Source organism: Gardnerella bretellae, assembly GCF_048545135.1.
Taxonomy (GTDB): domain Bacteria; phylum Actinomycetota; class Actinomycetes; order Actinomycetales; family Bifidobacteriaceae; genus Bifidobacterium; species Bifidobacterium greenwoodii.
In genome coordinates, this window is sequence record NZ_JBKQXU010000004.1 from 158747 (window position 1) to 172028 (window position 13282).

Sequence of the window (13282 nt, forward strand, 5' to 3'; positions counted from 1 at the left end):
AAATTAGATTCTACTTAAGATTCTACTTAAGATTTAATGCGGCTAGAAGCTGATCAGTTCTATTCGTTTCTTCCCAAGGGAACTTAACATCTGTGCGACCAAAGTGGCCATAAGCCGCGGTTTTAGCGTAAATTGGGCGAAGCAAATTAAGCTCGTCAATAATTGCAGCCGGACGCAAATCGAATACTTCACGAACAGCGCGAGCAATATCAGCACGCGTAATACCGTCAGCTTCAGTACCAAAAGTCTCAACGTTTACGCTTACAGGATCCGCAATACCAATAGCGTAAGCAACCTGCACTTCTGCCCTATGAGCAAGACCAGCTGCAACAATATTCTTAGCAACCCAACGCGCGGCATAAGCTGCGGAACGATCAACTTTACTTGGATCTTTTCCAGAAAAAGCTCCGCCGCCATGATGCGCCGCACCACCATAAGTGTCAACAATAATTTTTCGACCAGTCAAACCAGAATCTGCAGCAGGACCGCCCAAAACAAAAGAGCCAGTAGGGTTCACAAGCATACGGTATGAATCGTGCGCAACTTTTTGAGCAAGAACTTCGTCCAACACAGGCTTAACAACATGCTCAACAAGCTGTAACTTAAGCCAATCGCTGGAAACTTCAGGATCGTGCTGCGTGGAAATTAAAACAGTATCCAAACGCTTAGGCGTACCCTTGGAATCGTACTCAATAGTAACCTGAGTTTTTCCATCTGGACGCAAATGCGCAACGATACCATCTTTTCGAACTTTAGAAAGCCTTTGTGCTAAACGGTGAGCAAGATAAATTGGAAGCGGCATTAAAGTGTCAGTTTCGTCACTTGCGTAGCCAAACATAACACCTTGATCTCCAGCACCTTGAGCAGCATAACGCTCCTCGCGAGAAGCAGCACTTTCGCTCTTTGCATCCAAGCGAGTAACGCCTTGATTAATTTCATCACTCTGCTCGGTTAAAGAAACCATAACTCCGCAAGAATCAGCGTCAAGACCAATAGTGGAACTCGTATACCCAACATTACGAACCACAGAGCGCAAAATTCCTGGAATATCGCTATAAACTTCGCCCCTCACTTCACCAAACACCACAAATTGGCCTACAGAAGCGCAAACTTCTACGGCAACGTGAGCGTGAGGATCTTGACGAAGCATATCGTCCAAAATAGCGTCAGCAATCTGATCGCACAACTTATCCGGATGACCTTCAGTAACAGATTCTGCAGAAATTAACTTAAGTTCTTCCACAATCCCCTCCAATACAAATACTCGTAAAGTGAAAAACGCAGCCGCACATCCGAGTTTCAAGCACAGATGATACGACTGCGATTATGCGCATAAAAAGACGCTAGAGCAATAAGTATAAGCTTTATCACTTAACTAATAAATAAATTAATTGCCTTCGCTTAAATCGTCTTCACCAAGCGTCTCTTCAAGCAAGCCTCTATTAATCTCACGGAAAGCAATAGACAAAGGTTTTTCTTGATTTTTATACTCAACTAGTGGGCCAACATTTTGAAGCAAACCTTCGTTAAGCTGCGTGAAATAAGAATTAATTTGACGTGCTCGTTTTGCAGCAAATAAGGCAAGCGCATACTTGGAATCCGCATGTTGCATAAGATCATCAATTGGTGGATTCGCAAGACCCGTAGGTGTTGGCTGAGTGCCCAATGCCATAATATTCTCCAAATTCTATGGTTCCACAATAGTTCCAAAACGCCTATTATAGGCTATAGATTGGATATTGCGGTAAGTTCTATTTATAACTTCTTTATAAGCTATTTATAAGCTATTTATAGCTCGTATTCGCGAGCAATAACGTTCCAAAGTTCGTCCGCCGCTCGCTCAGCATTGTCGTTTACAATAACAACATCAAACTCGCTGGCTGCAGCAATCTCAACCTTTGCGGTTTCCAAACGTTTTGCCTGCTGCTCAGGGGTTTCAGTGCCTCTGCCAATAAGACGGCGCTTAAGCTCTTCAAAACTTGGAGGCGCAATAAACACGTACACAACTTCCAAACCAAGCCTAGAAGCCTCTTGCTTTACTCGCCTAGCGCCTTGCAAATCAATTTCCAGCAAAGTTGGAATATCCTGCTCAAGATGTTCCAAAACAGGCTGCAGCAAAGTGCCGTAATGTGCCATGCCGTGAACAAGAGCAGTTTCTAAAAATTCTCCATTGCGTTTACGCCGCTCAAACTCTTCCTCATCTAAGAACCAGTATTGAATACCGTTAAACTCACCCGGTCTAGGCGCGCGCGTAGTTGCAGAAACAGACAACCAAATATGAGGATGCTTTTCACGAAGTACGCCTTCTACCGTACCTTTACCGGCTGCAGTAGGACCAGTTAATACGATTAGGCGACGCTTAGTCTGTGAAGACTCAGAAGCAGCCGAATCATCTTTGGTAGACATTTCCATCACCTCTCAATTACGCACGTTCGTCTGAATCAATAAGAGCCTGACGAATATCCCACGCTATTCGCTCTGTTGCGGCAGACAGTTCGCCAATACTTGGCCCATGAGACGCAATAGAACGAGAAACAGTTACCAACACATTACCATGCGTACCGGCAAAAACACGCTTTAAGTCGTTAGCTTCAGCACCCTGCCAGCCGTAGCCTGGGGAAAGAATTGGGCCAGTAAAGCTTGCTACGTCAATTCCGCCGCCGTTCATCCAGTCGCCAATAGTAGCGCCAACAATTAAGCCGACTGAGCCCAAGCCCTTAGTTTTATTGTTAAAACTTTGAGCTGTTTGAGCAATTCCGTGAGCTACTGTAGTTCCGCGGTAAGTTCCATTTTGGCGGATTGCAGTTTGCAAGCTTGCGCCTTCGCGGTTAGAAGTTAGCGACGCAATAAAAACGCCGCGACCGTTATTAAGCGCTTCGTTAATCAATCCGCCCATTGAGCTAGCACCGTAATACGGAAGAAGCGTAATAGCGTCAGCAAGAAGAGGAGCACCAGGCTTAAAATATGCGTCCGCAAGCGCAGAAATCGTAGTAGACAATCCACCATGACCGCTGTCAACAATCGTAATAACATCCATTTGACGAGCCGCATAAAGCACACGTTCAAGCGCTGCGAAACCTTTAGAACCGTAGCGCTCAAACATGCTGGACTGGAATTTTACTGCCGCTGCCCTGCCGTTCATAGCCTGAAGCATGCGCATTGAAAACAGCTCAGCTCCGAGAGCATCCATGTTGTATCCCCAATTAAGCAACATTTTGCGATGAGGATCAATACCAACGCATAGCGGACCATACTTGGCCATAGCGTTCTTCAAACGCAAGCCAAAATCGGATCGCTGCGCTTGTAATTCTTGATCACGAATGCTCTCGGTCATGTATTAAGCCCGACTTTCTTAACTTTCTGCCTGTTCAATTGCAAACAGTTGTTGAGCATGCTCTTGAATGCTCATCACCTGATAATCGTTGTTCTTAACAGCCTCAATAGCCATTAATACTGGCGCAAATTCGGTAATAGTTGTGAATTGCGGAAGATCTGCTGCAACAGCTGCTGCGCGAATAGCATAGCCGTCCGTGCGAGACCCTCTTGAATTCGGTGTATTTAGTACCATGTCAATCTTACCATTCTCGATAAGCTCCACAACATTTTTGCCGATTCTTTCGTGAACATTCCTGCCATTTGACACATCTTTCGCCGTGTCGCCTTGACTAGAAAGCTTATCTACGATTACCGAATCAATGCCGTAGCGTCGAAGCACAGAAGCAGTACCTTCCGTAGCCCAAATAGTAAAACCAAGTTCTACTAAGCGCACTGCAAGAAGCGGAAGCTGACGCTTATCCGCATCGCTTACAGACACAAACACGTTGCCACTGGTTGGCAAACCGCCCTTGTATGCTGCAAGCTGACTCTTAGCAAAAGCGTGCGGGAAGTCGCGGTCGAAGCCCATAACTTCGCCGGTTGAACGCATCTCTGGGCCGAGCAAAATATCAACCGTGCGTCCAACAGGAGTGCGGAAACGCTTAAACGGAAGCACGGAAGCTTTAATAGCAACCTGCTGACCTGGGTGAATATCACCACCGTCTCCCTTTGGAAGAAGAAGTCCGCGCTTACGCTGCTGGGCGATTGTTTCACCGGCCATAATTCGAGCAGCAGCTTTAGCAAGAGCAACGCCCGTTGCCTTAGAAGCAAACGGAACAGTACGAGAAGCTCGAGGATTTGCCTCGATTACGTACAAAGTGTTTGCCATAAAAGCATACTGAACGTTAATAAGACCACGAACAGAGCAGCCACGAGCAATCGAAAGCGTGCCTTCGCGAAGGCGATGAATCTGATCATCCGAAAGAGTGCTAGGAGGAAGAGTGCAAGCAGCGTCACCAGAGTGCACGCCAGCTTCCTCAACATGCTCCATAATGCCACCAATATAAAGCTCATTACCGTCGTAAAGCGCGTCAACGTCGATTTCAATAGCGTCTTGCAGGAACTTATCAATCAAAAGCGGCGAAGGTAATCTGCCAGAAACAACCGTGTCTGCACGAGCCTCATCCAAAGCGCGCTCAACATACTTTGCGAGCTGAGCGTCGTCGTACACAATCTCCATGCCACGACCACCGAGCACATAGCTTGGTCGCACAAGAACCGGGTAGCCAATTGCGTGAGCCGCATCTTTTGCTTCCTCAAGACTTAACGCTGTGCCGTAACGCGGAGCATTCATGCCTTCTTGACGAAGAACCTCACCAAAAAGCTCGCGATTTTCCGCCAAATCAATAGCCTCAGGAGTTGTTCCCAAAATTGGAACTCCTGCAGCTTTAAGACGAGCAGCAAGCGAAAGCGGCGTTTGACCACCAAGCTGCACAATCACGCCCTTAACAGGACCAAGCTTCTTTTCTGCTTCGTAAATTTCAAGAACATCTTCGAAAGTAAGCGGCTCAAAGTAAAGGCGGTCAGACATATCGTAATCTGTAGAAACTGTTTCAGGATTGCAATTAACCATAATGGTGTCGTAATCCTTGCCCAATTCCTGAACAGCGTGAACGCAAGTGTAATCAAACTCAATACCCTGGCCGATTCGGTTCGGGCCAGAACCAAGAATAATCACAGCTTCGCGATCGCGCTTCTTCAACTCGCTTTCGTCAGCATAGCAAGAATAGTAGTACGGAGTTGCTGCGTCGAACTCGGCTGCGCAAGTATCAACAGTCTTATAAACAGGGCGCAAACCGTAAGCCCAACGAAGCTCACGAACCATGTTTTCGCCCTCGTCGCCAAGATTACGCAAATGCGCAATTTGAACGTCCGAAAGACCAGCAAGCTTAGCACGCTTCAAAACCTTAGGAGTTAAAGTTTCAGCTTCACGAACTGCGAGCGCAGTCTCGTTAATTTGAGCCAGCTGCTCAACAAACCAAGGGTCGATTTTTGTTGCTGCAAAAATCTGCTCCGGCGTTGCCCCACCCCAAAGCGCACGCTGAATTTGCAAGTAGCGATGCTCTGTTGGAGTGTGCATTTCTTCAAGAAGCTTGATCACTTCTTCCTTGCTTGGGCGCTCGCCGTCCCAGCTAAAGCATGCGTGACGCTTGTCGATTGAGCGCATTGCTTTTCCAAGGGATTCTTGGAAGTTTCCAGCCAAAGCCATTGCTTCGCCAACCGACTTCATAGAAGTTGTAAGCGTGGTGTCTGCTCCTGGGAACTTTTCGAAAGCAAAACGCGGAATCTTCGTTACAACATAGTCGATTGTTGGCTCGAAGCTTGCAGGAGTTGAACGCGTAATATCGTTTTGAATTTCGTCCAAAGTGTAGCCGAGAGCAAGTTTCGTTGCGATTTTTGCGATTGGGAAGCCGGTTGCTTTAGATGCGAGCGCGGAAGATCGAGATACACGCGGGTTCATTTCAATTACGATAATGCGACCGGTTTGAGGGTTGATTGCAAACTGAATATTGCAGCCGCCTGTGTCAACGCCTACGCCTCGAATAATAGCGATACCAATATCGCGCATCTTCTGATATTCGCGGTCTGTAAGAGTAAAGCATGGAGCTACGGTAATTGAGTCGCCGGTGTGAACGCCTACAGGATCAACGTTTTCGATTGGGCAAACAACTACGACGTTATCTTTTGCGTCGCGCATAAGCTCAAGCTCAAATTCCTTCCAGCCTTCAATGCCTTCTTCAATAAGCACTTCGTCTGTTGGAGAATAGTGAATGCCGGCTCCTGCAATTCGGTGAAGCTCTTCCTCATTGTGAGCAATGCCAGAGCCGAGGCCGCCCATTGTAAAGCTTGGGCGTACTACTACCGGGTATCCTAAAGTTTCAACAATTTTGTCTACTTCTTCGATTGAGTGAGCAATAAAGGATTTTGCGCTTTCCGCTCCAGCTTTTTCAACGACTTTTTTGAAAAGCTCACGGTCTTCGCCGCGGTCGATTGCTTCCAAAGAAGCACCAATAAGCTCAACATTGTATTTTTCGAGGATTCCTGCACGACCCAAATCCATTGCAGCATTAAGCGCAGTTTGACCACCAAGCGTTGGAAGAAGCGCATCCGGACGCTCCTTCGCAATAATTCGCTCCAAAATCGAAGTGTCAATTGGCTCAATATAAGTTGCGTCCGCAAGCTCCGGATCGGTCATAATCGTAGCCGGGTTGGAATTAACCAAAATTACGCGAATGCCTTCTTCGCGAAGAACTCGGCAAGCCTGCGTTCCAGAATAATCAAATTCTGCAGCCTGACCAATAACAATCGGGCCGGAACCAATTACCATAACCGACTTAATATCAGTACGTTTTGGCATAGTAAACTTCTCTTTCCGTAAATATTAAAATCTTACTTGCTTTTTCGAGTATTACTTGCTTTTTCGAGCGTTTTCGCGCATCAATTGCACAAAGCGGTCAAACAGATAGGAAGCGTCGTGCGGACCTGCTGCAGCTTCCGGATGATATTGCACAGAGAACGCTGGAATATCAAGGCATTGCAAGCCTTCTACAACATTGTCGTTCAAGTCAATATGGGAAACTAGCACGCGACCAAAGTGGCCGTTTTCGTAAGGAGATTGAACAGGTCCGTCAAGAGGAGCGTCCACTGCGAAGCCGTGATTGTGAGCCGTAACTTCCACTTTTCCGGTTGTAACGTCTTTTACAGGCTGGTTAATGCCACGGTGGCCAAACTTTAGCTTGTAAGTGCCAAATCCTAGAGCGCGACCAAGCAACTGGTTTCCAAAGCAGATGCCAAAGAACGGATATCCTGCGTCCAAAACTTTACGCAAAAGCTCAACCTCGCGATTTGCTTGGCCAGGGTCTCCAGGACCATTCGAGAAGAATACGCCGTCTGCGTTAAGAGCCTGCAGCGATTCGAAGCTTATTGAGGAGCTTACAACATGCACGCGGCAGCCGCGCTCAGCCAAACGGTGAGGGGTCATAGATTTAATACCAAAGTCGACTGCTACAACCGTGTAAAGCGGATCTTTTCCTTCAAAATCTCCGCAAGGCTCAATCGTATACGTTTCTTTAGTACTGACTTCATCCGTTAAACGCAAGCCCTGCATTTGAGGAGTCTGCTTAATTTCGTCAACGAAGGAAGCGACGGTACGAAAAGCCCCGGTTGACGAATCAACCAGGGCCCTATTAGAAAAAATGCCGGCACGCATAACGCCTACCGAGCGTAAATGACGTACCAGCTTTCGAGTATCAATACCACTAATGCCAACGATACCTTGCTTTTGTAAATCGTCTTCCAAGGAACCTTCAGCGCGCCAATTGCTAACTACTGGGCTTGGCTCCTTAACCACGTAACCCGCAACCCAAATGCGATTAGATTCAGGATCTTCGTGATTCATTCCCGTATTACCTATGTGTGGGAATGTTTGAACTACGATTTGTTGATCATAACTTGGATCAGTTAACGTTTCTTGATAACCAGTCATGCCCGTGGAGAACACAATCTCGGCGCGCGTAGAACCTTGCGCACCAAAAGGCTTACCAACGTAAACCTGACCATCCTCCAACACCAATACTGCATCATCACTGCCGAATCCGGCGAAGGTGTCGTTGTAATCCACCTTAACCCCCTTATGGCTTTAGGATATTCGTGGCAAGTTTACTCAGGTTGGCGGACGGGCGACGCGCCGGCGCGGCGACCTGCTTGAGCGCTCCAAACGCGAGACAAGTTCCCCACGTTTGGAGCAAAACACAACCCAAAACCCTCCAAACACGAGAAAAGTATCTCACATTTGGAGGGCTTGGTTTAACGTAATAGCTTCAGAGCACAACTGCAAAGCTTATTACTCGGCAGCAGCTTCTTCCGTAGACTCTTCAGTAGCAGCGTCTTCAGTAGAAGCTTCGCCATTAAACTTTGCTAAGCAAGCGTCTTTATCTGCCATAATCGCGCTCAAAAGCCCGTGAATAAACGCAATAGCTTCCTCATCGCTATACATTTTCGCGAGCGCAATCGCCTCGTCAATCGCAACCTTGTCTGGAATTTCCTCGTTAAGAAGCATTTCCCACACCGCAATGCGCAAAATATTGCGGTCAATAACAGCCATTCTTCCAACTTTCCAGCCGGTTGAGTAACGGTTAAGCGTCTTGTCGATTCTGTTGCGTCGCTCTCCTACGCCTCGAACAATCTCAATAGCGTACTCTGGAAGTGGAGTTTGAGCGCCAGGCTCTTTAACGCGCTCCTCTAGCAAAGAAAGAATAGGCTGATTCTTTTCATCCGCCTCATAAAGCGTATTCAAAGCCCTCTTACGAGCAGTGGAACGTGCCATAATAGCGCCCTTCTGTGTAACGTATAAAAATTACTTAATAAAGTTGTATTAAAAATTACGCGACCCAGTAACGAATAATCGCCACCGGGTCACACTATAAAAATTATTTAGAAATAAATAGCTAATTTAATTAGATAACTAATTTTTTAATTAGATAATTAATTCTTTAGTTTTCGCGACCAAGGTAAGAGCCGTCACGAGTGTCAACCTTCACCTTTTCGCCTTCACCCACGAAGAGTGGAACCTGGATTTCAGCACCGGTTTCCACGGTTGCAGGCTTAGTGCCAGCGTTAGAACGGTTGCCTTGCAAGCCTGGCTCAGTGTGCGTAATGGTCAAAATTACGGAAGCTGGAAGCTCAACGCTCAAAGGAGTGCCGTCATGGAAGCTTACGATGCAGTCGGTGCCTTCAAGCAAATACTTGCTCTGCTCACCAACCAAAACCTTAGGAATATAAACCTGGTCGTAAGTGGTCATATCCATAAAGACGAAGTTGTCGCCATCTTCGTAGGAGTATTGCAAAGTACGATTATCAACGGTCTCGAACTCCATCTTCATGCCGGCGTTAAAAGTCTTGTCGACAATCTTGCCCGAGAGCACGTTCTTAATGGTGGTACGCACAAAAGCAGGACCCTTGCCTGGCTTAACGTGCTGGAACTTAACGACGGTCCAAAGCTGACCATCAAGGTTCAAAACCGATCCATTCTTAATATCATTGGTAGTCTGTGCCACGAGTTACCCGTTTCTTTCGCTAATAAAGCCGCAATTTTCGCGGCTTAAGAAATAAACCTTGCTTATTATGCCACAAAGCGTCAACTAATTAAAATAACAACTAAAATAACAACCGCATTTAACGCAATTATTTGTTACTCTGATCGTTTTGTTCCGAAGACTCTGAGTTTTGACTACGACCCATTGGAATATAGCCACCTTGATCATCCTTAGGATGTGGAGCATCAAAAGGATACCCATTGCCATCTCTACTTAAAAATCTATCGCTCACTTTTTTAATTCTATCTTCGTACTTGCTTATAACAGCTTTTATTTTTTGATAAGCTTGCTTTAACTCTTGATAATTATTGCTGCTTTTAGCAAGAGCATTGCCAGCATCATTAATAGCATTTTCTAGACTTTTAGAAGCAGCAGCTAAAATAGGCAAATTTTTCGCTTTTTCTACAAGTTCTCTAGCTTTTTTAACAAGATTTAATAATTGATCACCAAAAGCAGTTCTGCTAGTTTTTAGTAAATTCTTTGCATGCGTTTTAACAGAATTAGCATCTTTACGCAAAGCATCCAATGTGTCTGAAAGCTTATTTTCAACTGTTGTAGAATCGTAAGAATCCGCGCCAAGTGGGCATACTGGAATATCATCATTTAAGTCATCATTAGCGTAGCTTAGAGAAGACTCAAAATCATCTGCAGCGTCTTTAGTGGCATCAAAATCTTCATCAAAATCAGCAGCTTTTATATTAGAAGCATCTTTAACATCTTGACTTGATACAATTTTTTTAAGCTCTTCTTTAGCATCGATTACTTTTTTGCGCAATTGAATGCAAATTTTAGAAGGCTCACTTGCTTTTAGATTAGGCTTAGAGTTATTAGCAAATAATGCAAACCATAATCCAGCAACAACTCCGATTGATATAAGAGATACACAAACAATAACAGCAATAGCCTTTTTATCGCTTAACAAGGAGTTGTTTGAATCATCATTAGAAGATCCAAAAATATTTTCTTGCTCATACTGAGCAGGATTATTAAAAGAATCCAAATCGCTAGTATCTTGATATCGATTATCATTGCCTTCCATGTTATAGAGATTATTACAATCTTTTGATATTTTTCAATCACATATAAAAGCATCATTACAAAACATTAATTTATAATTATTTTTACAAAAAAAGAACATAAACTAACATAACTTCCTTTTTTGTTTACATGCGTCTATATAATGAACACGTTCGAACAAAAACGAACATACACATGATTTAACCCAGAAGGAAAACCATGAAGAAACATATATTCGCATCTTGCGCATGCGCAGCAATGATTTGCTCATTAATACCAGTTCATCAAGCCATTGCTAGCGAAGAATTAAACACAGGGTTAACGCAGCAAAAAGAATCTGTTGCGACTAATCCAGAAAACAAAGAAAACAAAGAAAACACACTAAACACTTGGCATGAAGCAAAATATCAGGGATTCTTTGACCCAACTCCTACTGGACTAAAGTGGAAGTTTAATGAATCCACTAACACTCTTGAAATATCAAAAATTAACGGAACAGATTTTGCATCCAACTCAATTGAAAAGATAATTTCATCTAATAAAAATAATCCAGATGTCGTAAATTTTGATACATCTAAAGTCAAAGTCATAAATATTGTTCAATCAGGCGATCAAACTGAAAATGCTGGAAAAATACAACTCGGCAATGGCGCTAGCAATCTATTTTCAAACTTTGCAAATCTAGAAACAATAAACAATTTGGATTTATTTGACACTTCTAATGTAGAAGATATGTCTGGAATGTTTTCTTCAACTCCTAAGCTAAAAAACATTAATGGAACTAAAGACTGGGATACAAGCCGCGTAACAGATATGAGCAGCCTGTTTGAAGATAGCGGAATAATCAGCATAAATCCAATATCTAACTGGGACGTTAGCAACGTTGAAAACATGCAGCTAATGTTTAGAAACACAAAAAATTTGCACACAGTTCACGGATTAGACGAAAAGTGGAACACTAACAACGTTACCGACATGACTAGCATGTTCGAAGGTAGCGCAATCGAATCTGCAGACGGCATTAGAAACTTTAAAACGCGCAATGTTCATCATATGAACAACATGTTCTACCAAGCACATAACCTTTCAAACGTTAAGGGAATTACTTGGGACAACACCTACTGCGATGAAGCAACTGGAATGTTTGAAGAAAGTGGATTAACAACTACCGAAGGCCTAGAAGTGTTTACAAACAACAATCTTTCTTCAATGGGAAGAATGTTTATGAACGCCAACAAGCTAGAAGACATTAAAGCGCTTGAAAACTGGGATATTAGCAATACTAACGACATTGGCAGAATGTTTACTGGAACAACCGCGCTTAAAGAAGCTAATCTTGGAAAATGGAAAACTTCTTATGTTGGAAATATTGTTGGTCTTTTTGAAAACAGTGGCGTTAAAAAGATAACTGGCTTAGAAAATTGGGATACAAAAAACATTTGGAATATGGGAAAAGTATTTTCAAATACTCTTAATTTAATGCAAATACCGGGAATCGAAAAATGGAACACTTCTAGCGCAACAGATATGAACGATATGTTTGCAAACTCTTCTATAACTTCGCTAGATATTTCTAAGTGGGATTTAACGCAAGCTCTTAATATTCAAACTGGTTCATTAAACCAAGGTGTTAAAAACATGTTTGGCGGCAGCAAAATCGATGATATTACTATTCCATCTGGAGTTGACCTTAAGCAAACAAATCTTTCGGCACTTACTGACATTTGGAAAGAAGCAAGCGCACAAGGTGGAAATCTTCGTATTAAAAAAGGTGGATTCTCAAATAGTGCAGAAGAATTAATAAAAAATAACGCAAAATCAAGCGATAATAAGGCTCCTAGAAGATTCTTACGCGGATACTTTATGGCCGCAATAGAGCACGGTGATGCTAGTATTAGTTGCTTGGTTAATACAAATGGAAAGAATAATTTTGTTGATGCAATTGTTAATTGCCAAGATGCAGACAACAAAATAGTTGACTTCCATAATCTAGATACAAACGCAGCAAATACAACTTTAGCTGCAATGCTCGGATTAAAAGATGAAGTGATTACAGATTGGAATAATGGCAACTCTGTTTTTAACACAGATTTAAGCAATCTTGATTTCAGTAAAGATTTTAATTTGACTGTTAAAACAACTGTTAAAACTCAAAGTACTCAAACGGAAAATTCAAACGTTGTTGAGCCTAGTGCAGATGAATCTTTGGGATCTGAGTTGGATTCTGACTCGAATTCTAATTCGGATTCTAATTCGGATTCTAATTCGGATTCTGATTCTGATTACAGTTTGCTCAAGTTATATAGACTATTAGCTTCGTTCAATCAAAATGACTATAACTATAGCCGTTATTATCAAGCTAGCGCTGCTGCAAAAGCATATTCTGCAGAACCATCTAAAATTGCGGAAGCTAAGACTGCAGAAACTAAGACTGCAGAATCAGCTCAATCGCAACAAGAAAATCAAGATACTTCTTACAAAGCAGAAATCACCAAAAAAACTGCAACAAATAAGAAGCATACCGAGCCAAGCAGCAACTCGAGCAGCAATAAGGCTGATTCCAAAGATTTGCAAAGCAATGATTCTAAAGAAAACAATTCTAAAGATGATGATTCAAGTAAAAGCGTAAATAAAAAGAAGGGCGCACTAAAAAATAATAACTCTATCGCAAAATCAGCCTCTTCAAACAAGAATACGAATGTATTAGCGATTGCTATATTAGTTGTATTTGGTTCTGCAATTGCTGGAATTGTGACCTTTGTTTTAAAGAAAAACTAAAACATTTGCAATAATCT

10 protein-coding genes are annotated in these 13282 nt (G+C 43.3%); 1 reads left to right on the plus strand and 9 read right to left on the minus strand.

Going from position 1 to position 13282, the window contains the following annotated elements; translation table 11 throughout:
* Positions 1-22: 22 nt before the first annotated feature.
* The 9 genes from metK to ACJV7B_RS04715 form a co-directional block, all read right to left on the minus strand.
* Positions 23-1243, minus strand: coding sequence for a methionine adenosyltransferase (gene metK / locus ACJV7B_RS04675; protein ID WP_419389082.1), 1221 nt, complete (start codon positions 1241-1243; stop codon positions 23-25).
* Between the two features lie 144 nt (positions 1244-1387).
* Positions 1388-1672, minus strand: coding sequence for a DNA-directed RNA polymerase subunit omega (gene rpoZ, locus ACJV7B_RS04680; RefSeq protein WP_004135230.1), 285 nt, complete (start codon positions 1670-1672; stop codon positions 1388-1390).
* Between the two features lie 116 nt (positions 1673-1788).
* Positions 1789-2406: a guanylate kinase gene (gene gmk / locus ACJV7B_RS04685; RefSeq protein WP_004135231.1), complete on the minus strand. Its 618-nt coding sequence runs from the start codon at positions 2404-2406 to the stop codon at positions 1789-1791.
* A gap of 16 nt (positions 2407-2422) precedes the next feature.
* Positions 2423-3334: an orotidine-5'-phosphate decarboxylase gene (gene pyrF, locus ACJV7B_RS04690; protein ID WP_419389083.1), complete on the minus strand. Its 912-nt coding sequence runs from the start codon at positions 3332-3334 to the stop codon at positions 2423-2425.
* A gap of 18 nt (positions 3335-3352) precedes the next feature.
* Positions 3353-6733 carry a carbamoyl-phosphate synthase large subunit gene (gene carB, locus ACJV7B_RS04695; protein WP_419389084.1) on the minus strand — a complete coding sequence of 1127 codons (3381 nt, stop codon included), beginning with the start codon at positions 6731-6733 and terminating at the stop codon, positions 3353-3355.
* A gap of 51 nt (positions 6734-6784) precedes the next feature.
* Positions 6785-7996: a glutamine-hydrolyzing carbamoyl-phosphate synthase small subunit gene (gene carA / locus ACJV7B_RS04700; protein WP_004137426.1), complete on the minus strand. Its 1212-nt coding sequence runs from the start codon at positions 7994-7996 to the stop codon at positions 6785-6787.
* Between the two features lie 222 nt (positions 7997-8218).
* Positions 8219-8701 carry a transcription antitermination factor NusB gene (gene nusB / locus ACJV7B_RS04705; protein ID WP_004137428.1) on the minus strand — a complete coding sequence of 161 codons (483 nt, stop codon included), beginning with the start codon at positions 8699-8701 and terminating at the stop codon, positions 8219-8221.
* A 166-nt stretch (positions 8702-8867) separates the two neighbouring features.
* Positions 8868-9431, minus strand: a complete 564-nt coding sequence (gene efp / locus ACJV7B_RS04710; RefSeq protein WP_004111770.1) for an elongation factor P — start codon at positions 9429-9431, stop codon at positions 8868-8870.
* A 127-nt stretch (positions 9432-9558) separates the two neighbouring features.
* A complete protein-coding gene (locus ACJV7B_RS04715) occupies positions 9559-10509 on the minus strand; it encodes a hypothetical protein (RefSeq protein ID WP_004135241.1) in 951 nt (316 codons plus the stop codon).
* Between the two features lie 197 nt (positions 10510-10706).
* Between ACJV7B_RS04715 and ACJV7B_RS04720 the strand changes: the two genes are divergently transcribed.
* Positions 10707-13265, plus strand: coding sequence for a BspA family leucine-rich repeat surface protein (locus ACJV7B_RS04720; RefSeq protein ID WP_419389085.1), 2559 nt, complete (start codon positions 10707-10709; stop codon positions 13263-13265).
* The last annotated feature ends 17 nt before the right edge of the window (positions 13266-13282 follow it).